Annotated in this window: 22 protein-coding genes, 4 tRNA genes and 1 other annotated feature; of the genes, 4 read left to right on the plus strand and 22 right to left on the minus strand. The window is 40.4% G+C overall.

The annotated features are described in order from the left end of the window. Positions 1-150 precede the first annotated feature (150 nt). Complete coding sequence (locus tag NSQ64_RS20485) at positions 151-603, plus strand: helix-turn-helix domain-containing protein (RefSeq protein WP_341018125.1); 453 nt, start codon at positions 151-153, stop codon at positions 601-603. 40 nt (positions 604-643) lie between these two features. Here NSQ64_RS20485 and NSQ64_RS20490 read toward each other — a convergent pair whose 3' ends face one another. The 10 genes from NSQ64_RS20490 to NSQ64_RS20535 all read right to left on the minus strand — a co-directional run bounded on the left by NSQ64_RS20490 (position 644) and on the right by NSQ64_RS20535 (position 9,620). Continuing rightward, entirely contained in the window at positions 644-940 is a 297-nt protein-coding gene (locus NSQ64_RS20490) for a hypothetical protein (protein ID WP_235673264.1), read from the minus strand. Positions 941-945: 5 nt separating this feature from the next. Beyond that, complete coding sequence (locus NSQ64_RS20495) at positions 946-1,455, minus strand: DUF1643 domain-containing protein (RefSeq protein ID WP_341018128.1); 510 nt, start codon at positions 1,453-1,455, stop codon at positions 946-948. 101 nt (positions 1,456-1,556) lie between these two features. Beyond that, positions 1,557-3,197, minus strand: a complete 1,641-nt coding sequence (locus NSQ64_RS20500) for a class I SAM-dependent methyltransferase (protein ID WP_341018130.1) — start codon at positions 3,195-3,197, stop codon at positions 1,557-1,559. Between the two features lie 115 nt (positions 3,198-3,312). After that, positions 3,313-4,476 carry a hypothetical protein gene (locus NSQ64_RS20505; protein WP_341018132.1) on the minus strand — a complete coding sequence of 388 codons (1,164 nt, stop codon included), beginning with the start codon at positions 4,474-4,476 and terminating at the stop codon, positions 3,313-3,315. A 263-nt stretch (positions 4,477-4,739) separates the two neighbouring features. Beyond that, on the minus strand, positions 4,740-5,219 hold the full coding sequence (gene rlmH, locus NSQ64_RS20510) for a 23S rRNA (pseudouridine(1915)-N(3))-methyltransferase RlmH (RefSeq protein ID WP_041508068.1): 480 nt from the start codon (positions 5,217-5,219) through the stop codon (positions 4,740-4,742). A gap of 80 nt (positions 5,220-5,299) precedes the next feature. After that, the gene (locus NSQ64_RS20515; RefSeq protein WP_008360116.1) at positions 5,300-5,470 is read right to left on the minus strand and encodes a CxxH/CxxC protein; all 171 of its coding nucleotides are present in this window, start codon (positions 5,468-5,470) and stop codon (positions 5,300-5,302) included. A gap of 164 nt (positions 5,471-5,634) precedes the next feature. Further along, a complete protein-coding gene (locus NSQ64_RS20520) occupies positions 5,635-6,462 on the minus strand; it encodes an energy-coupling factor transporter transmembrane component T family protein (protein ID WP_024718473.1) in 828 nt (275 codons plus the stop codon). Next, positions 6,453-8,168 (minus strand): ABC transporter ATP-binding protein, encoded by a 1,716-nt coding sequence (locus tag NSQ64_RS20525; RefSeq protein ID WP_341018135.1) that lies wholly within the window; start codon positions 8,166-8,168, stop codon positions 6,453-6,455. The genes NSQ64_RS20520 and NSQ64_RS20525 overlap by 10 nt, the downstream gene beginning before the upstream one ends. A 19-nt stretch (positions 8,169-8,187) precedes the next feature. Further along, a complete protein-coding gene (locus NSQ64_RS20530) occupies positions 8,188-8,745 on the minus strand; it encodes an ECF-type riboflavin transporter substrate-binding protein (RefSeq protein ID WP_041508071.1) in 558 nt (185 codons plus the stop codon). 14 nt (positions 8,746-8,759) lie between these two features. Continuing rightward, on the minus strand, positions 8,760-9,620 hold the full coding sequence (locus NSQ64_RS20535) for an SAM hydrolase/SAM-dependent halogenase family protein (RefSeq protein ID WP_007497378.1): 861 nt from the start codon (positions 9,618-9,620) through the stop codon (positions 8,760-8,762). A 112-nt stretch (positions 9,621-9,732) separates the two neighbouring features. Further along, positions 9,733-10,003, minus strand: a binding site (T-box leader). Between the two features lie 192 nt (positions 10,004-10,195). On the opposite strand from NSQ64_RS20535, the gene NSQ64_RS20540 reads away from it, so the two are divergent. Beyond that, the gene (locus NSQ64_RS20540; protein ID WP_008347476.1) at positions 10,196-10,885 is read left to right on the plus strand and encodes an ABC transporter permease; all 690 of its coding nucleotides are present in this window, start codon (positions 10,196-10,198) and stop codon (positions 10,883-10,885) included. Beyond that, positions 10,886-11,767: an ABC transporter ATP-binding protein gene (locus NSQ64_RS20545; RefSeq protein WP_341018138.1), complete on the plus strand. Its 882-nt coding sequence runs from the start codon at positions 10,886-10,888 to the stop codon at positions 11,765-11,767. 39 nt (positions 11,768-11,806) lie between these two features. Here NSQ64_RS20545 and NSQ64_RS20550 read toward each other — a convergent pair whose 3' ends face one another. From NSQ64_RS20550 to NSQ64_RS20600, 11 genes are all read right to left on the minus strand, one after another. Continuing rightward, a complete protein-coding gene (locus tag NSQ64_RS20550; protein WP_017368440.1) occupies positions 11,807-12,271 on the minus strand; it encodes a GNAT family N-acetyltransferase in 465 nt (154 codons plus the stop codon). Between the two features lie 68 nt (positions 12,272-12,339). Beyond that, complete coding sequence (locus tag NSQ64_RS20555) at positions 12,340-13,527, minus strand: S1C family serine protease (RefSeq protein ID WP_035704177.1); 1,188 nt, start codon at positions 13,525-13,527, stop codon at positions 12,340-12,342. A gap of 81 nt (positions 13,528-13,608) precedes the next feature. After that, positions 13,609-14,403 (minus strand): MBL fold metallo-hydrolase, encoded by a 795-nt coding sequence (locus tag NSQ64_RS20560; protein WP_007497388.1) that lies wholly within the window; start codon positions 14,401-14,403, stop codon positions 13,609-13,611. A 6-nt stretch (positions 14,404-14,409) separates the two neighbouring features. Beyond that, the gene (locus NSQ64_RS20565; RefSeq protein ID WP_024718467.1) at positions 14,410-15,273 is read right to left on the minus strand and encodes a two-component system regulatory protein YycI; all 864 of its coding nucleotides are present in this window, start codon (positions 15,271-15,273) and stop codon (positions 14,410-14,412) included. Further along, complete coding sequence (gene yycH / locus NSQ64_RS20570) at positions 15,260-16,639, minus strand: two-component system activity regulator YycH (RefSeq protein ID WP_024718466.1); 1,380 nt, start codon at positions 16,637-16,639, stop codon at positions 15,260-15,262. The genes NSQ64_RS20565 and yycH overlap by 14 nt, the downstream gene beginning before the upstream one ends. After that, positions 16,629-18,467, minus strand: a complete 1,839-nt coding sequence (gene walK, locus NSQ64_RS20575; protein WP_024718465.1) for a cell wall metabolism sensor histidine kinase WalK — start codon at positions 18,465-18,467, stop codon at positions 16,629-16,631. The genes yycH and walK overlap by 11 nt, the downstream gene beginning before the upstream one ends. Before the next feature lie 7 nt (positions 18,468-18,474). Further along, positions 18,475-19,182 (minus strand): response regulator YycF, encoded by a 708-nt coding sequence (gene yycF, locus NSQ64_RS20580; protein ID WP_017359978.1) that lies wholly within the window; start codon positions 19,180-19,182, stop codon positions 18,475-18,477. A 347-nt stretch (positions 19,183-19,529) separates the two neighbouring features. After that, positions 19,530-19,602, minus strand: a tRNA-Phe gene (locus NSQ64_RS20585). 27 nt (positions 19,603-19,629) lie between these two features. Further along, a tRNA-Asp gene (locus tag NSQ64_RS20590) sits at positions 19,630-19,706 on the minus strand. Positions 19,707-19,788: 82 nt separating this feature from the next. Then, a tRNA-Glu gene (locus NSQ64_RS20595) sits at positions 19,789-19,860 on the minus strand. A gap of 6 nt (positions 19,861-19,866) precedes the next feature. Further along, a tRNA-Lys gene (locus NSQ64_RS20600) sits at positions 19,867-19,942 on the minus strand. A 334-nt stretch (positions 19,943-20,276) separates the two neighbouring features. Between NSQ64_RS20600 and NSQ64_RS20605 the strand changes: the two genes are divergently transcribed. Next, positions 20,277-20,801 carry a peroxiredoxin family protein gene (locus NSQ64_RS20605; RefSeq protein ID WP_039170410.1) on the plus strand — a complete coding sequence of 175 codons (525 nt, stop codon included), beginning with the start codon at positions 20,277-20,279 and terminating at the stop codon, positions 20,799-20,801. Positions 20,802-20,831: 30 nt separating this feature from the next. Here the strand turns inward: NSQ64_RS20605 and NSQ64_RS20610 are convergent, their stop codons facing one another. Continuing rightward, positions 20,832-21,041, minus strand: a complete 210-nt coding sequence (locus NSQ64_RS20610) for a hypothetical protein (protein WP_024718463.1) — start codon at positions 21,039-21,041, stop codon at positions 20,832-20,834. Between the last annotated feature and the right edge of the window lie 7 nt (positions 21,042-21,048).

Genomic DNA, 21,048 nt, shown 5'->3' on the forward strand with positions numbered 1-21,048 from the left:
CAAAAACACCATACTCAAAATCATAATTCTAGAAAGGTGCCTATAATATATTGTTCTTTTATAATCAATATAATTAGATGAATGCCATATTGTACTTTTAAATTGATCCACTTTACAATTAAATAATGATGCTGAGAAGGAGGATATATTTTGATTTCAATAGACAAAAAAAAAGAAATTTATAACTTATGGTTTATTAAACGCTTAACACAGCGGGAAATTAGTCGCCAGTTGAGGATTAGTCGAGGAACGGTTCAAAAAATTATCAAAAGGTATCAGAAAAAAATTCTTGAACTCAATCTAAATGTAGATGCTGATCTATCAGAATACATAAATATGATTGATGTAAGCTCCACAATACACAGAAAACGAAAACCTTATAAATTAAATGAAGATACTTTATGCGCTATTGAAGAGTTAGTTATTCATAACGAGAAACTTAATAGAATTGGATCAATTGACGGATTAAACATTAAAGAACTCTTTGCACAATTCCAATCACTTCATAAAGAGAAGTCCAATATTATTACGGACTTCTCTCTTGATTATTTTTATAAAATTGTCAGAAAAATGAAAAGTAACATTCATGAAAATGGACTCTGATTTCATTAGTGATCAACTTTAGAACATCCATTAATACTTGTTAATCTGTGTTGAATATTTGCTCATCAACTTTCTTCCCATCTTTTAAGCAAATAAAATAGAGTGGCTGATTTGTTATTGCCTTTAATGCAATACCAATCAACCACTCTGAGTCTTCTTTATAAGTATATGTGTGAATCAAAACAGGATTCGGAAATAATTCTAACAAATGATTTGGAAAAAGGGCAGTATCAAGTTCGTCATGATACAGCAAAACCGTCTCATTTCCTAAATTATTTGATTCCATTTTGACTCCAAACTTCTTTTTAAATAAATTAATTAATTGCTCTGTATACAATGTACTTATTCCTTCTCTCTACTATAGGGAACTAACTTCCATTGATTCTGTAATTCTGGATATAGAGGATGAAAACCTTTTCTTCCAGAATTCGATTCTATTTCAAAAATCTTAGCTTTCTTATCTAGTAGTTTACCTAGAATTGATTTGAGACGTTTAATGGCCTTTATATTTGTTTCTACCCCTTTCCCAACAGCAATAATTACATCATCCGAACTTTCGAATGCTTCTTGGATGCATTTTAAATTGCCTCTGATAGCTTCTTTTGTTTCTTTTCCTTTAACAGTGGGGAAAAGATTCACTATATTCACACCACCATATCCCAACCTGGAAAGATTATTCATAACATACATGGTTGTGCGATCTAACAATATTTCATTAGCTTGTCCTGCCTTTTTCATGATGACAAGTGCCTTTTTCTTATTAAGATTCCATTCCTTCCTTAATAAAAACTTATTGTTCATTTCATTATCAAAAACGACTTCTGTCACAATTGTGCTTTTTTTTATTCTCATTTTCCACTCCTATTGGTTTTCATTATGTTAACTACAGAAAAACCTCGAAGTAATATACTCCGAGGCTCTAATTAATAATATATTTTTCAACAAAGTTTTAATTACGCTCGTCCAAGTCTTCGATTTCTAAGAGTAAGCCAAATTTCATTAAACGTCTTAACCAACTCTGGAGACATACCAAGAATATTAATGAGAATTCGCTTATCTACTAAATTTAATACTTCGACAATATCTGTACTTTTTCTAGTAATTTTATCTATCTCTGAGATTAATTCATTAATTAATTCATCACTAATATCTATTTCTTCAAGGTTTGGGATTACAACACCTTCTAATTCTCTTGGTAGTATTTCTAAGACGCCGCCCCCGTAACTTCGTGCTTCGAGTTCAGTATAAGCTAGTCCAATACTATTATAGTAAGCTATTATTGCTTTTCGTCTATCAACCAACATAGAAAAAGATATTCTATGCATTGTATCAGTGCTGACAGCATTTATATTATTCAACACAAATTTTGGATAAAGATGGTTACGCCTTAAGAAAAAAGCATCAGGTTCCCATATTGATGGGATTTTGTACCATCTGTTTCTCAACCTACATTTATAACCCTTATGTTCTCCTCTCTCTTCTCCCTCTCTTATATATCTTTTTTCTAGTTCCGTTAACTGATCATCTTCTTTTAGATTAAAGTTCAATAAATATGTCCTTGCGCCTGATCGAACGTTATTAATCCAATCTTCTTTATTAAATAAAATACCGGGAATATTTACACTTCTTGCAATTAATGGGATACTTACATCTTGAAGTTGATACTGATCAATTGTTTCTTTGTTGACACTAAAAAACTTATTATTACCTGTTGTAATACCCACATCGACTTCTGCTATATTACCAAAGTTATAAAACCTGTTGTCTTCGTTTATTAAGTTAATAGCTTCATTTTGGGTTTGTGTTAAAAAATATCTCGTCCACTTACTTGTGGTGAAATCTATTTCTTTATAAGGAACTTGTCTGTTTTCATCATCAAATTTCATTAACAATTCCTGTATATCATTGAATTCAAGAATTTTTATAAGGTGCTCTCCTTCATGTCTTTCATCTTTTTCACCAAGTAATACAACAACTTCTTGCTCTACACCAGGAAATATAAGAGTTTTAAATGTCACAACTGTAATTTTATTCAGATGCTCCATTAAATACATTCTTAAATTTTCAGCATACTTTACCTGCAGCAATTCAGCTGGTATTACAAATCCTATTTTCCCATTTTCATTTAACATTTGTACACAAGCTACAGTAAACGAAACCCAAGCATTTATTAATCTATTTGAATTCATGTCATTAGATGTTAAAATTCGAGCTTGTTCATCTCTCTGCTCACTAGTTAAATACTGATATCTAATATATGGTGGATTTCCAATAATTAAATCAAACTCAGAATTTCTTAGGTTGTCATGATATTCTGCATAAAAATCATTAATTATAATATTAAAACGCTTATCATCTTTTACAGAATCAATTGCCTTTTCCGCTTCTGATTGGAACAATTCTACGGCTAGACAATTAAAGTCAGCCTTCTTTTGTCTTAATTGGTCTAAAAAAACTCCATCGCCACAACTCGGTTCCAAGACTTTGTTTATATTATTATCCATACCCCATTCCACAATAAACTTAGCGAGCTCAGGAGGGGTATAGTAAGCACCTCTTAATTTTTCAGCAGTTGCATTTTCTTTTAATTTCATATTAATCACCTTTTTATATTCTACCACATAACGTGGAACATACGTTCATATTGGGTGTTTTATTTTTCATTTTAAAAAGCTCACCTCGCTTGTTGCTAGCGAAGTGAGCTTTTTATTAATTAATTTCGAGTAAGAACTCCGATTTTGAGTTTCTTACTTTCATTAATCTCAAGGTTTTCCCCAACAAATGAGGGTTTGAAATCAAATGTCTAGATTCTCCCCAGAATAGATGTGTCATAGGTTGTCTCTGATGGTACGTTTTTGTGTTAGTTCGAGTATCATGTTTCATTTCAAGCAAGTAACTACCAAAATCAACACCCTCAACTATAAAATAAAATGTTGCATTAGCATAATGGAAATATGAAGGTTTCCCTTCTTTTGGCTGCCATTCTAAATCAGCAAATACCTTTTCTCTAAAATAAACTTGTTGATCTACTTTATAGGTACCTTTCTTCAATAACATCGACCCAGTAACATTAGTCTTACCGCCTGTTTGAATATTCAAGTCTCTCTTAGTCAACTCTTTACTTTTCCATACTTCCACTAAATTCAAGCCCTTATCTTGTACAATTACAGTCTCTGACTTTTCATCATCCTTAGAGCCAACAAGTGAAGTTTTTTCTCTTTTTGGAACATTGACATGATCATGTTCTAATTGCATTGAAGGTGCCACACGTTTACTGCCTTTACTTTTTCCTTTTACTACAACTTTGGAGGTCTTCTCGTTAATTAAACGTCCTTCTTCAAAAAGCAATTGTGCCTCATCAACTGTTTTGATCTGAAATACATTTTCAGGGAAGGAAGAAGAAAGTGTATTAAAAGTTGATAATAGGTCATCAACATAGACCTTATCTTCAATTACGCTAAAATCTAATTCTAATAGAGCACTTGATTCAAGATTTTTTATGAGTCCTCCATAAGTAAAATTTGCACTGCCAACAATCGATAAAGCTTGATTATTAGACTGTGCAAAAAAGACTTTGGGATGGAATATAAAATTGTTGCTTCCTGTATCCACTAAAATAGGATTTATACCAATATTAAGTAGGCTGATAATACCCTGTAGAGAAGTTACACCATTTCTGCAGCCAACATAGAAGGTAATTTTTTCTCTGTTTTTTTTCAAAGATTCTTCAAGTACATAGACACCTTCGCTCGTTAAAAATGCCACACTTAAAATTATCTCATTGGCATCCTCTAAACCAATTAGCGTTTCAAGGTAATTTCTATGATTCTCTCTTTTACTTAAACCCTGCATCAAATATTTAACTTTTGCCATCAGTAATCACTCCATTTCGTTTTCTGTAGAAATAATAAAACACAAACGAAATAAAGTCAATAATTACTGCAGAAAAAATAAACAAAGATGCTTAATAAATAAGGTTTTTCACAAAAAATAATTATGATCACTGTAGAAATAAAATGAATCCTCATTGTTTATCACTGTAGAATATGAACCGAAATAGGTAGCTGATAACGAAGATATGCCACAAACTATCCATCTTCATTTAAGAAAATCATACTTTAATTTTTAAACCTCATTTACTTATGGTACGGTTCCCCCCGCACAATCCGAAACGCCCGATAAATCTGCTCCACCAACACCAACCTCATCAACTGATGCGGGAACGTCATCCTCGAAAACGATAGTTTCTCATTCGCCCGCTGCATCACAGCATCGCTTAACCCAAGGGATCCGCCTATGACGAAACACACCTTACTTTTTCCGTATGTTGCCAGCTTATCTATTGTATCGGCTAATTCTTCGGAACTTTTCATTTTTCCTTCGATGGCGAGGGCGATGACGTGGGCGTCTGGGTTGATTTTGCTTAGGATGCGTTCGCCTTCTTTGTCTTTGATGATTTTCATGTCTTGCTCGCTGAGATTCTCGGGTGCTTTTTCGTCTGCGAGCTCAATGATCTCGATTTTTGCGTATGCCTGTAATCGTTTTGTGTATTCGGCTATGCCTTGCTTTAAATACTTCTCTTTTAATTTTCCTACTGTGATAATTGATATATTCACAGGTCATCCCCACCTTAAGAACAAGTTATTCATATAAGTTATCAACAATTGTGGATAAAATTTGTGTATTTTGTGTCCGATCATTCGTTCCCCACTATATATATTGCAGGTTCATCGCACAATTCACAGGTTGTGGATAAGCTGTGTGTATGTTCGATTTTTCTGAATTCTGGCGGTGTTTCGTGATCATCTATGTACATGTCTAGTACGGTTTCTATATGTTCTGCACAAGCATAAAGTGATTTGTTCATAAGTTTCTAATTCCTCCAATATGTTGTTTGGTTATTCACAAGTGTTTCGCTCATTGTTCAATATAACCGATTTATTCACATGTTAATAGTCTTTTACCATTTTCCACACCTTTTATCCACAAACCAAATAAAAAAGCCTCCACTCCTGTGAAGGCTTCCTTCTATCAAAACGGATTATAAAATCTCGTTCCTCTAACAAATGTAATCACTAGCGACACAATCAGTACCGCTCCAACAAAGATTAACGCCGCATAATCTGCTTTTTGAAAGTCTTTCGCCGTAAACCATGTGCGCTTTTTATGCTTTCCAAACCCGCGCAGTTCCATCGCATTGCTGATCGTTTCAATCCGCTCTAGGCTGGAGAAAATCAGCGGCATCACAATCGACAGCGCATTTTTAATCCGTTTTCCCAGTTTTTCATTCTTCGATAAATCAATGCCTCTTGCTTGCTGAGAAATCGCGATCGTTCGAAAATCACGCTGAATATCTGGAATATAGCGCAGAGCAATCGCTACCGCATACGAAATCCGGTAGCTGACCCCGATTCGGCTGAGCGATGAGGCGAATTCACTTGGATTTGTTGTCACGATAAACAAAAGCGCTGCTGGCATCACAGTCACGTATTTCAGTGTAATGTTCAATTGATAGAAAAGCTGTTCAAGCGTGACATTGTACCAGCCTGCAATGTGAAACAGCTCGTGCTTCGCTCCATAGATGGCGACACCTTGCTGAGGCGCAAAGACGTAAATGGCGATGTTATTGATGACAAGAAAAATCGCCAAGACAATCACTACGAAAGAGATATCACGAAATCGTACGTTTGATAGCTGAAAGAACACGATACTGGCAACTAGCATAAACACTAATACGCCTGTATCATATGTGAGCATCGCTGCGGATGACCAGAGGATAAAGCAAATGAGTTTGGTTGCCCCTGTCAGCCGGTGAATTGGCGACGGGCGATCGATATAAGACAGCATGTCTACAGCCATGTCATTCGTTCCTTTCTGTCAACCTCAATGAAGCGATCCACGAGTTCATTTGGATTTGGCCAGTCTGCTTTTAGCGCCAGTTCATAGAGCGACGTTTCTTTTAAGCTCGCCTTTTGGACTAGCAGCTGATCTGTCAGCACTTTGGCTGGTGTATCATCTGCGATTTTTTCTCCATTTGAAATGACAATGGTTCTTGTTGTGTATTCGAGCATCAAATGCATATCATGGGTGATCATCAAAATCGTGACGCCCTGCTGATTTAATTGCTCTAAAAACGTCATCATCTCTGTGTAATGTCTAAAATCTTGACCGGCCGTTGGCTCATCTAAAATGATGATTTCTGGTTCTAACACAAGAATGGATGCAATGGTGACGCGCTTTTTCTGTCCAAAGCTGAGGGCTGAGATCGGCCAGTTCCGAAATGGATACAGCCCGCACACTTTCAGGACTCGCTCCACTCGTTCCTTGATGTCGTCTTCCTTCACACCTCTTAAAACGAGCCCGAGGGCGACTTCATCAAAAATCATTTGTTTCGAAATCATTTGATTTGGGTTTTGCATGACGACACCGATTCGTTCGGAGCGCTGTTTGATGGTGTCTCCGGTGATGTCATCGCCATTTAAAAGGATTGTCCCTTTTGTTGGCTTTTCAAATGCGCAGAGCACCTTGGATAGTGTCGTCTTGCCTGCGCCATTGGCACCGGCGATGCTAATCATTTCTCCTTTTTTGACGGTAAAAGAGATGTTGCTCAGCGTGTTTGGTCTTGTCGGATAATCAAAGCTCAGCTCACGCACTTCTAGTAAATCCGGCGCTTCATTCTGCTCGACTGATGGCTCAGATGCTTCCATCCATTGTTCGATTTTCTCTTTTGCCTCGTCATTTAAGGTGAGATGCTGTAAATTAGCGATCTGATCTCCTGCTGCAATCGGAATTCCTGCATATTTCATCGCTCTCACATATAAAGGCTCACGTAAATACGCCGCTTCTAATACATTTGAGGCGAGCAATTCATCTGGTGTCATATCCGCTGCAATCGTGCCGTCATTGACAACGATGATGCGGTCGACATGGCGGAAGAGGACGTCTTCCAATCGATGTTCCACCATCACGACCGTTTTTTTCGTTTCTTTTTGCAGACGGTCAATGAGATCGATCACTTCTTTGCCTGTTGCGGGATCAAGGCTTGCCAGTGGTTCATCAAACAGCAAAATGTCGACATCGTTGACAAGTACGCCTGCGATAGCGACACGTTGTTTTTGACCGCCTGACAGCTCATGCACGGATGATGCCAGTTTGCCGTCTACCTCTGTTAATTTTGCCGCTTTCTCGACACGTGTTTTCATTTCTTCGCGTGTGACTTGATCATTTTCTAGTGTGAACGCGATATCTTCTCCAACGGTCAGCCCGATAAATTGTCCATCAGGATCTTGCAGCACCGTTCCGACGAGCTGTGAGAGGGAGAAAATGTTCTCTTTCTCTGCATTTTTCCCGCCGATGTGAAGACTTCCTTCCATAGAACCTTTATAAGACGCAGGAACTAGCCCATTGATACAATGGGCTAGTGTGCTTTTTCCCGATCCAGACGGGCCTGCGATGAGGACTTTTTCTCCTTCATAGATGGTCAGGTTGATATCTTTCAATGTTGGTTCTGCCTGACTGCGATACTTGAATCCGAAATGTTCGAATTGAATCATCGGTTTCTTCATTTATGTGTTCCACCTTGCTTCATGATGTTTCTTTCGATAGACTGCCGCTTTTGCTTCTTGTTTTCGCATAAGCCGCAATAATGATGGTGCCTAGTACACCGACTGTGATGATGTTTGAGATTCCTGCTACGATGCCTTGAACAAACACTTTATTTGCAGGTTCTGCATAGATCACAATGTCGAGTACCGGCGCAATGACAAACCAGCCTAATGCTTGTGCGCCAGCTTGGACGGCGTTGAAGAGCGTGATTTTTTTCCAGCCAAAGTCGCCCTCTTCTACTTTTAAACGGTTCGAAATAAGGCCGATCAATAAACCAACAACACCCGAAACGATAATCCAGCTCCACCAAGGTCCAAATGTGGTGGCATCTTTAATGAGATGGCCAATAAATCCAATCAATGCGCCTGCAACAGGACCAAATAGCACGGCCATTAATGCAAGGAACGCGTACGATGTTTCAATTTGTGTATTCGGAATCCCAGTTGGAATGGAGACGAAGCGTCCTAAAATGACAAAGACGGCTGCGCCAATTCCGATGGCAACGACAGTTTTCGTTGAAAGTTGTTTACCTGCCATGATGTTTCCTCCTCTTATTCATATATAATGCGCGGAGCTTTGCGAATCGAAAGGCGCCAGCCTGTGCCTGTACCGATGTTATAAGCCTTTGCAAATGACCCTTGATTGATCGCCACGCCTAAATGATCGAGTGAATTGACATATACGAGTGGTTCGCCTACCTTTAAATCGGCAAAAGATCGTCCATAGGTCATGATATTTTTATACACATTTTTTGGCCCGTTGGCAATGGTAACTTCTATTGCATCCCCATAATTGATTGAAAGCTGTTCAAATAACGTATGATGAATGTTTGTCCATAGGTTTCCGAACCGAACATCTAAAATATCAATCGTCCCTGTGATCACTTCTTCTTCCGCATAAGCTTGTACGACTGGAAGGTGAATAATGTCCTCTATATTCGCCTTTGGCCCGACCTCTTCAAAAGAAATCACACCTGAAGCAATTCTCGCGCCTGTATAGGCGTAAATGTCTCTACCATGGAATGTATGTGATTTTCCTGACTTCGGCAGACGATTGATGGTTTCATCTAAATACCGAGCCTCCACGATGCCAATATCCTGTGCGACATGCGTAAGTGTCCCATTATCAGGTGTGATGATGTAGTGTGAGCTTGTTGTTTTGACGACAAGGCTCTTTCGCTCTGATCCAACGCCTGGATCAACAACGGAGACAAATACCGTTTCTTCCGGCCAATATGTAACCGTCTGAAGCAAGCGATAAGACGCTTCCCAAATGTCATATTGGGGAATGTTGTGAGTTAAATCAAAAATGCGGATGCCGCTGCTCACTGTATTGGCTACGCCGTACATTGCGCTGACCGCTCCATCATCAATACCGAAATCTGATTGTAAAACCAATGCATGTTCACTCATGTTAATCTCCCTTTCATTTGAAAAAATGGTTGTGGTGTTTCACGTGGAACATTTGAACATTTGTATGAAAAAAAAGTGGACAATAAAAAATACCCCATCCTTATCTATGAATCATAAGGACGAGGTATTTGTCTCGTGGTACCACCTTTATTTACTGTTTGCTCGCGCTAAACAGCCTCTACAAGTACAAAGCTCCAATTTGGCTCATATACTGTGGTTTTGATAACGAGTACCAACTCTCGTCGTCGCCTACTAATATCATGGATATGTTCAGCACGAGGCTCAGAGACCATTTTTCGAATCATTATTTTTGCTTCTTTTCAGCTGCCGAAGCTCTCTGTGGAAAAATTGATGATTGTACTTTCTCTCGTCATTGCCTGTTTAACTATCTTGAATTAAAGCTATCATACATGATGTTTTTTGATAAATCAAGATATTTTTCTGAACATTTTTAAAAATGAGTTAACTGTTCTGGAAGAGTCTTCTTTTTTATAAAATTTAAGCAAATGTTAAAGAGCGAGATATGGTGTCTTTCTTTTCTAGCGGTATAATAAAGATGAAGGGAGGTACAGTGTGTGTGGACCATCTGTATGAATGAATTTAAGCAGCTCTTCAAAAGCACAAAATCCATCTTAACAATTGTTATTATTTTCATTTTATCTACTTTTGTATCAAGTCTTCCATTTATAGCTGCTTATCAAGGAAAGTGGGAACAGGCAAAGGACCCTTATTCCATTGGGAATGAACTAGTGATTTCGTTATTTGGTTTCTTCCTTATTTTTTTATTATCTCATGATATTTTGAGCCGCGAAATTCATTTGAAAACCATTCGTTTTCTCGTCAGCAAAACGACCCGTTTAAACATTGTCATCGGGAAATATCTTGGGCTGATGCTGTTTTGGCTCAGTTGCATTATGACCACATATATATTAAATATGGTGATTTCACATCGTTTTCTGTTCTCTGATGCCTTAAAAATATTAACGTTTATCAGTGTCGGCATCTCCTGTGCTTTGTTTTTGTCCATGCTCTTTCCAACACCACAGAAATCGATGTTTGTTGGCATGTTGTTTTCCTTTCTATTTCCAATCATGAGCATGATGTCTGTTCTTTCTTCAGAACGGTTGATTCACTGGTTCCAATACGTGACGCCTTATTATTATGCGCGCTGGAGTGAACCGCTGACCTATGTGCTGATGAATGCCGCATTGACTGTTGTCTTACTCGTTGGAACTGCACTACTGTTTCAGAGGAGGGATGTCTAAGTGCTTCACACAAAAGGGCTCACAAAAAAATATCGGACAAAAGTCGCAATAGATCATATTGATCTTGATATCCATCAAGGGGATATCTTCGGCCTCATTGGACCGAAGGGTGCTGGTAAGACAACCTTCTTTAATATCATTACAGGGATCTCCCGCCCCACCTCTGGCACGTTTATCATGATGAACATGACGTCGTTAAAAAAAGTACGTCATCATATCGGTGTTCTGCCTGAATATACAGATTTATATGAAGGGCTGACTGCTATTGAGCATATTGCCTATTTATCGAAAATTACGGGTACTCGCCAGAAAACGAGCTATTATGAAGAATTACTCGAATTTGTTGGCTTACATCGTTATCATCAAGAGAAAGTCGGTGCCTTTACACCTGGGATGAAGAAGCGGCTCGGAATGGCTCAGGCCATCGCTCATCAGCCTGACTTTATTTTACTTGATGAGCCTTTTGCGGATATTGATGCAGATTCTATCTTACATATCCAGCGGGTGATTGACTCGTTAAAATTCGAAGGAAAAACCGTCTTTTTAACAGCAGACGAGCCAAGGTTCACCCAACCTATTTGTACCAAAACAGCTTTCATATCTGAAGGAAAAGTCGTGTCCTCAAGTACTCATCCTCAAGAGAAAACCATCACGTCCTCAACCATTCGTGCCACCTTCAAGCATGCATGGATTGATGATGAGGTGAAACCTGTTCTCACGCAGTACTTACAAAGTGTGGGAACAGACCTTGTGATCAGTGATGACGAGACCTCATTGTTGATTCGTTCAGAAGCTCAAGTCCCAGCCATCATCCGTGCGTTTGTGAAATGCAAAGTCGACCTATACCGAGTCACGGCGCAAGATGCCATGATGTCCACATAAAAAAGTACCGTACGCTCACTGCACGGTACTTCTCTTTTTTTATAAAGGCTTGCTCATGTAAATCCCAGTCTCAGCAAATCCCGTTTTCTCATAAAGTGAGCGGGCGATTTGATTATGGGCAAAGACATGCAGCGATAGTTTCTTCACACCTAATGACTTTGCCTGCTCTTCTAATGCCGTCATGGCCTGTTTTGCCAATCCTTTTCCTCGATACGCTTCAAACAAAATAAAATTATAAATAAATCCTTCATGCTGGGGATGATCTGGATCATAGCAAAGCCATACCCATCCAATGGCTTCTTCTCCATGTAAGATGTTCCACAACTCATGATCTTCTGTCTGAAGTCCTTCAGGAAGCAGCCGGTCAAATTGTTCCTCTGCGTTCTTTTGCGCTTCTTCCTGATTCCATGTCCCTGCGTGTACCTTTTCTTCTGCGTACCGCTTAATGGCCTTCTCTATCAAGACGTCATAATCTGTTTGCGACATTGGTAGTAATGTGACCAATCGTATCTCCCCCTTTTCTTTATCATATGCCGGGCATGTAAAAAAAGCCAGTCCCTTATAGGAACTGGCTAGCCACCGAACTGATCGGTTTGGGAGAGTTTGATCTCGACTGATTTTTTCTTTCCGCTTCGGTAAAATTGCACCTTTACCTTGTCGCCGACTTTCTTTTGATAAAGATATTTACGCAGATCGACGATATTTTGTACTTCCTTGCCGTCAAACGACGTCACGACATCCAGCTCTTTTAACCCTGCTTTCCCTGCTGGAGACAAAGGCTCGACACTCATCACGACGACTCCGGTTGTGACCTTTGATGGCAGTTTTAACGTTTCCTGCCAATGATAGCTCGCAATATCTGCTAGTGATTTCATCCCAACACCAAGGTACGGACGCTTCACCTCTCCATAGCGCTCTAAATCCTCTATGACAGGGATCACCAGGTTCGCAGGAATAGACAGCCCAATCCCTTCCACCTCTGACTCAGCAATCTTCATTGAATTGATGCCGATCACTTTGCCGTCCATATTGATCAAGGCTCCGCCGCTGTTCCCAGGATTAATGGCGGCATCCGTTTGCAAAACTTCTGCATTCCAATCCGTCTGTCCATCCCCATTAGAATCAACAGGGATCGCACGCTCCGTTCCAGAAATCACACCTTGTGTGACGGAGCCAGCAAATTCAAGGCCTAATGGATTTCCAATGGCGATGACAGGCTCACCTGGTTTGACATGGTCTGAATTGCCGAAGGCGGCGGTTTTCTTGATCTTATCACTTTTGACCGTGAGTACCGCTAAATCCATAAGCTGATCACTGCCGACAAGATTTGCCCCGATCCTTGTCCCGTCCTGAAGGCTCACTTCAAGCTGGTTTGCGCCTTTGATGACATGATGGTTGGTCACGATATAAAAGGTGTCACCCTTTTTTTTATAAATCACACCTGACCCGCTGCCTGCTTCACCGCCTTCTTCCCAAAAGCTCGACTTTTGAATGTTAATGACGCCGACAACCGTATCCGACATACTCGATACCACTTTTGTGACCGCATCATTCACGTTCACATTGACGGTCTTTAAAGGGCCATCTGATGCCTGCTGATCTCCAGCTGACTGCCAGCCAAAGGGGCTGCCGCTTTGTCCTGACACATAGGGGAAAAAGAATCCCATTAAAAAAGCTCCTACCAATACACCGATCAGACCAGATAGGAAATATCCTTTTCTGCTTCGTCTCGGCTTCCACTCTACATCGCGATAATCCACTATGTTTCCTTCCTTTCAGTGAATAGATGATGTATATAGTGTTGGTAAGAAGCTCTTATCTTAATCATACGATTGTAAAAATCATACGGCGCAAAGCGGGGTTGCTTTTTTCGGGTCCGTATCATATAAATCAAAGCCGTCCCCTACAACAAAGCCCTTCATTTCAAGCGTCTGCTGGACCGCCATACGGGCTAAGTCCTTCATGTTGTTGTCTTGACTCAAGTGGGCCAAATAAATGCGTGAGGTGGCGTCTCCAATCACGTCTGTCATAGCAAGAGCTGCATCTTCATTGGATACGTGTCCGACATCGCTCAAAATTCTGCGTTTAATACTCCATGGGTAGCGCCCCATTTGCAGCATGCCGACATCATGGTTGCTCTCAAATACGAACGTATTGGCTGATTTAATAATCCCTTTCATCCGGTCACTCACATAGCCTGTATCCGTCATAAGGGCAAGTTTACGCCCGCCATAATGGAATACGTAAAACATGGGCTCTGCCGCATCATGTGATACGCCAAATGATTCAACATCGAGACCGCCGAATGATTGAACCGTCTCCATATCAAAGTGGAATTTCTGCTCCGTATCCACTTTCCCAATATGTGACTCCATCGCCTTCCATGTTTTTGCATTTGCATAGACAGGAAGCTTGTACTTTCTTGCCATCACACCGAGTCCTTTAATATGATCTGAGTGCTCGTGTGTGACAAAAATTCCGTCCAAGTCTTCCGGCTTGCGATCGATTTGACCAAGCAGCTCCACCATCTGTTTGCCGCTTAAGCCTGCATCTACTAAAAAAGCATGCTCATCGGTTTCTAAATAAAAAGCGTTCCCCGTACTTCCGCTCGCTAGTACACTGAACTGCAAGCTCATGTTCTCTCACTCCAATGAAGATTTGTCTTCTTTCTCTATATGATCAAGTGTTGAGCCATCAATGGCATTGATCAAATATTCTTCTTCTGTCTTTTTCTTTGAACCAGTTGCCACGCCTTCAATCTCTACTCGCCATACAGGAACCATTACTTGAGTGCTTGCACCTGGGTATTGCGTGTAGTAGCCAAGCTCCACTTTTTTCACTGTCGTGTTTTGGCTCAGCATATTTTGTGTATATAAGTCCTTCACCGTTTCAAGCGCCGGGACAAGGGTTTCTTTTCTCACTTCATTAATCGATGTCACCATCGACTGCCGATACGATACGACCTCGTTTTGATCGTTCACATCCAATGTGATCTTCCCGATGGTTTCGGTGTCATCAAGACCTTCTTGGAAGATGTATTTTCCTTTATACGTTTGGAAAAAGACGATTTCACCTGTTTCTTCATCGATGCTCCAGAGCTTATAATTCTTGCCATCCAGTAAACGCTGGCTCACAAGATTGGTCGCTGCTGTTTTCATATCTTTTTTCGGCAATGCGACTGGTTTATTGAAGGTCATTTCAAGCAGGGTGACAGGATCATCTTTCTCGGTTTTCGGGAATGTACTTTTCGTCTTTTGATCAGCTAATCCGTCGACATCCTTTTTCGTATATTGCTTTTTCTCAGCTGTAATGCGGTATCCAATCTTCGCTTCATCTGATAGATTGCCATATTTGATTCCGTCTGCCTTCATTTCTTCCAGCGTATCTGTTTTTTCGATAATCGCAAAATGATCGGTTGATCGCTTTTCAAAGTATTGAAAACCTAGAAAGATATCGAGAACGAGAAAGGCTAGGATAAAGATCGTTTTGGTCTTATTCCACTCCATGATTCTCGCTCCCCTCTGTCAGCAAATCATTCGATAAAATGACGGTTTTTCCGTTATATTTCATACACCATACCGGCTCTAGCCAGACAAACATCGCTTGATCCTGATCTGATGCCGTGGATGTCGCTTGATAGGCAGGGAAAATCTGTTCAATTTTCTCTAAGTCATCATACTTCGTCTGCTTGATGATCAAGTTTTTCAGCTCTGTCCCATTCATCAGTTTGACCTGTTCACTCTGACTCGCTTTGTTGCCGAGAATGTAGTTTGGACGCTTATAACTTAAGATGTCATCATTCGCCCATTGTACTTCAAGTGATGTCATACCAAATGGATGTTTTGTGCTGTTGACGATCGGCAGTCCATCCATAAACATATTAAAGGACAGCTGCTGGTTGCTGTTAATGCCGAAGTATTGATAATTATCGGTAAAACTTCCGGTATCATTGAAATACTTCACGCTTCGCTTGATCAAATCCCCCGTTTGGAATACGGTACTAGAATTGATATTACGATGCTGATATTGGATGCGGTGGTCTTTTTGATTTGCTTCAAGACGACTCGTTCCATCTGTATACACCGTCCGGTTTAAATTAGACTCCTCCCCAACTAGACTTGGGTCTGTAAACAAAGCGTCCTTGAATTTGCTTGTCTTAATCGTTTCGATAAAGAACATTTTCGCTTCAAGCTGCTTTTGCTTCTGCGGCAGAAGGAAATCTCGTTTTGAATTCGTAGAGAAAGTATATAGATCATAGCGCGGCATCTCGTTTTGAGCGGCTGCAATACTATCCATCAGATTACGATAGTTGGCTGATTCAATCGTTAGCTCAAGCACCGATTCCTTGCTGTATGAAACCAAATAGACTTTCTTATTGGCCTTATCCGGCTGAGCGAACGGCACAATCATCCGGTCAAACGAGTTGTATTCAATGGATTTATTCGGCCATTTAAACAGCGCTTGGAAAATATCAATCGGAATCGGATCATTGAACACAAGATCCAATGTTTTGCCTTGCCCCTCGCGTCCATAGAAGAAATTCTTAAATTTCTGCTCGGAATATTGGTCCGACACATCAGCAATCTCTTTGACATCCCACAGGCTCACATCATTCCAAAAGTTTTGGAAGAGTTCCTTTTGATCCACTTTGAAATGCTCTCCATTGGAATGGATGAACATCTCACGCGGCTTCACGACATCAATGAGACTCCGAGGCTCGTCGCTTGAAATCTTCTTCGTTTCCACGACCTGTGTGCCGGCATCCGCCTGATCCTGCATGACGGGCTGGAACATCCAAATATTCCACGTAAACACAAGACTGATCGCAATTAGGATTGTCAATATAATGGTTTTAAAGGTCTCACGCTTCATCCCAATCATCCTCTTGTTCTTCATTGTACGGAAGGGTAAAGGTTACCGTTGTTCCTTTTCCTTCAATGCTGTCAGCCCAAATATCTCCGCCATGAGCCTGAACCATTTCTTTTGCAATCGCAAGACCTAGGCCGGTTCCGCCAAGCTTTCTTGTTCTTGCCTTATCCACTCGATAAAAACGTTCAAAGATTTTATCCATATCCTTCTTCGGAATACCGATTCCTTCATCTTTGACACTGAATAACACAAGACTTTGCTCCTCATCCAAATCGACAGTGAACGTAATGTGTCCACCCTCTGGCGAGTATTTCATAGCATTGGAAATGATATTATCGAGCACCTGAGTGATTTTATCTTGATCAATTTCCACATATATTTCACGCTGCGGCAAGTTGCGGATGAAATCGACATGCTGCTCCTTCGTCATTTCAAAACGATCAATGACGAGCGAGATAAACCTGATAAAATTCGTCCACTCACGATTGAATTGATAATCCTTGCTGTCGAATTTAGACAGCTGAAGCAGGTCATTCACAAGTCTAATCATGCGCTCTGTTTCATTTTGCGTGACACTGAGGAACCTTGGCGCAAGCTCTTTATCACCAATCGCACCTTCAGCGAGTGCCTCAAGATAGCTTCGCATCGTCGTAAGCGGTGTGCGCAGCTCATGCGATACGTTCGCCACGAATTCACGACGTTCCGCATCAATTTTTTCCTGCTCGGTTACGTCATAAATGACTGCAATTAAACCATCAATTTTCCCATGCTCTTTCTGAATCACTGAGAAATTGACACGCAAAACAGACAGTTGATCTTCACGTTCAATTTCTAACAGCATGGAGTCTTGATTTTCGACTAGATCTTCAAATGTATGAGTTTCTTCTAAGCCAAGCAAGGATGTGATCGGCATCTCTAGAGCTGTTTCACGTGAAACATTCAAAAGCTCTAGTGCCGGGCTGTTTAATAGAATAATGGCCCCGTTTTGATTCGTGGCAATGACGCCATCGGTCATATAGGCGATAACAGAAGAAAGCTTTTTCCTCTCACCCTCTGTCATCAGCTGCGCTTCCTCCAGCTCTCTCGTCAGATGGTTAAATGTCGTCGCTAGCTGACCAATCTCATCATGTCCATACTTTCGGACCTTTCTGGAAAAGTTCCCTTTGGCGAGCTCGATCGCTTGCTTTCTCATATCCGAAATTGGGTGTGTAATGGTTCTGAATATGAATATACCAAGTAGAGCGGTCGTCCCAAGTGCGATGAGTGTACCCGTCGCCAAAATGGTGTTGATCGTTCGCATTTGGTTAAAAACACTTTCCATGGATGAGACCACATAAATGACACCAACGGTTTCTTGGTTCTCATTTTTCACGGCTGTCGCTGATATGCGGACTCGTTTATTCGATTCTGGGTCATAGAATTTTTTCTCGTAGTCTTTGCCAACCGCGAAAATACGGCTAATGATTTGATCTGTGATTTTCTTCCCGGCAATCTCTTGACTGCCGTTATTCACAGAGGCAATGACCTCTCTGCTTTCGTCAATATAGCTGACTTCAGAAATTTCATTAGACTCATCTTTGTTGTTAAAATCGTTTAATATCTTTTGAGCATCCTCTTTTAATTCTGCCTTGCTTTTCGATGAATCTTGTTCTAGGTAATACGATAACGAGTAGATTCGCTGATTCAAGGAATTATCATAGGAATTAATTAAGGACTGCTCTAGCTGCTTCACAAAGTACACGCCAATAATCTGCATGGCGACAATGATCAGCAGCACATAAATCAAGGTCAATTTAAAGTGAATCGAGCGAAAAAAACCTACTTTACTCATAAGAATCTTAGTCCTGCTCTGGGTTTCTTAAATAGTAGCCGACGCCTCGTCTTGTTACGATCCAGCTCGGGTGGCTAGGGTTGTCTTCAATTTTTTCACGAAGACGGCGGACTGTCACGTCTACTGTCCGGACATCTCCGAAGTAATCGTAGCCCCAAACCGTTTGCAGTAAGTGCTCACGTGTCATGACTTGTCCAATATGTTTCGCTAAGTAATGAAGCAATTCGAACTCACGATGCGTTAACTCAATCGTCTCGTCACGCTTAGACACGACATACGCATCTGGGTAGATCACAAGTGAACCAATCTCGATATCATTTGATTCAGATTCTTCCTCTGATTGCGGAGCAGCCGTCTGTCTTCTTAAATTTGCTTTTACACGTGCAAGCAGCTCGCGTGTACTGAATGGCTTTGTGACATAATCGTCTGCGCCAAGCTCAAGACCAATGACTTTATCGATTTCAGAGTCTTTTGCTGTCAGCATGATAATCGGCATGTCATATTTCTTTCTCACTTCACGGCATACTTCAACACCATCTTTATTCGGCAGCATAATGTCGAGCAGAATAATGTCCGGCTTGATTTCTTCTACCATTTCAAGGGCTTCGTTTCCATCATATGCACAATGAACCTCATAGCCCTCTTTCCTTAAATTAAATTCCAATATATCCGCAATCGGCTTTTCATCATCTACGACAAGAATCTTTTTTTCCATTGTGATTTCCTCCTGCATTTTTAGCATCTATGTCATTCCATTTTGCATGTCTCATTACACCTTTTTCATTTACGAAAAAAAGGCTCACTGTCTATTATAACGTTTTACGAGGCAAAGATAAAAATAATAACGGCTTTCTTTGCTAGTAAACGTTGGATAGAAGAACTTCACCCAAAAGATTTGATGACTTTTTCCTTTTTTATTGAAACTTTTCCAGTCACCAAACGTCTATATACATGTAACGTCTTCTTCTTATGGAGCCGGGCCCTACCTAGGTCCGGCTTCTCCCTTTTTATGCCTTCTTTTCATAATAAAAACGCACCTGCGATTGCAGATGCGTTTGGAAGTGGCTCGGGACGGAATCGAACCGCCGACACACGGATTTTCAGTCCGTTGCTCTACCAACTGAGCTACCGAGCCATCATCAAAAAGATGAATATGTATAAATGGCGGTCCGGACGGGACTCGAACCCGCGACCTCCTGCGTGACAGGCAGGCATTCTAACCAACTGAACTACCGGACCTCAGTAACTTGCCCGAAAAAGCAATCGTGGTGCTCCTTCAAGCAAGTGAGGAAAAAATTAGCTTAACGCTAAAGTAAATCAATGACCCGTACGGGATTCGAACCCGTGTTACCGCCGTGAAAGGGCGGTGTCTTAACCGCTTGACCAACGGGCCAATATATGGTGAGCCATGAAGGACTCGAACCTTCGACCCTCTGATTAAAAGTCAGATGCTCTACCAACTGAGCTAATGGCTCTCGGTTTGTGAAAAGTGAATCTGAAGAAGCTGTATTGCGTCAAACCAATCGCTTTAAAAAAGCTGGAACATCGCATCTTAACAAGTTTCAGAGACCTTTGCAACAACGAGATTTATAATATCATAGAATAATTACATATGGCAATACGTTTTTCGACATTTTTTTAAAAAAAATGTCGGATTTGATATCTTCTGTTACATCGCCTAAATCCGAAAGCGCCTTCATTTAATTAATGGCTACTGTCCAATCCAGCACACAGAAACGTTTGATTCCGACCAATATTGGTTATACAAGAAACAAACAGCATGGTGATTGAAAAAGGAGGAAGCATAGGATGAGTTCATTTAAATTAGGAGATAAAATGCCCGATTTTTCACTGCCAACAGTGCAGGGCGATCACATTGAGTTTTACAAACATTTAGAGGAGCATCAAAGCTGGCACCTTATCGTTTTCTTTAGAGGATCATGGTGCCCAGTATGTGTCGAGGAATTAAAAGAGCTGGAAAAACAGCAATCCTATTTTCAAGAAAAGGATATTCACTTAATGACAATCTCAACGGATAATCCTGAAGACTTAAAAGAATTTGCAGACAAAGAGGGACTTTCTTTCCCCATCATGTCTGACCAAGACCTCACATCATTGAAAGCCTATGAAGTCTTCTATCACGGGGAAGATGCCCCATATGAAGATCATGGGGTGCACGGAGAACCTGCTTATTTCTTATTAAATGAAAAAGGCCAAGTCCTCTATCAGCAAAGACAAACAAGTCCATTTGGCAGACCGCATGCCAACGAACTGCGCAAAATCATTCAATACATTCGTAAAAATTTAAAAGGCCAATATAAAAGCCTAAAATAAAAAAGAAGCTCTCATCAGAGGGCTTCTTTTTTATGAATGTTTTTTGTTGTATAGCCAATCTGCGGTGAAAAACACAAGAAGACCTGTCATTAAAATCACAAAAGTCACAGGTGTGCTCTCACCTTGAAAAAAAGCGTAAGACGCATGTCCTCCTAATGCTAGAAGATAAAAAACAAACGCCGATCCTGCTGCTTTTTGTGCATTGGCTTGTTCTCTTTTCGTCGTTTTTTTGAAAAACATTGTATCT

Origin of the sequence: Bacillus sp. FSL W8-0183 (assembly GCF_038006825.1) — a bacterium.
Classification (GTDB): Bacteria; Bacillota; Bacilli; order Bacillales; family Bacillaceae; genus Bacillus; species Bacillus altitudinis.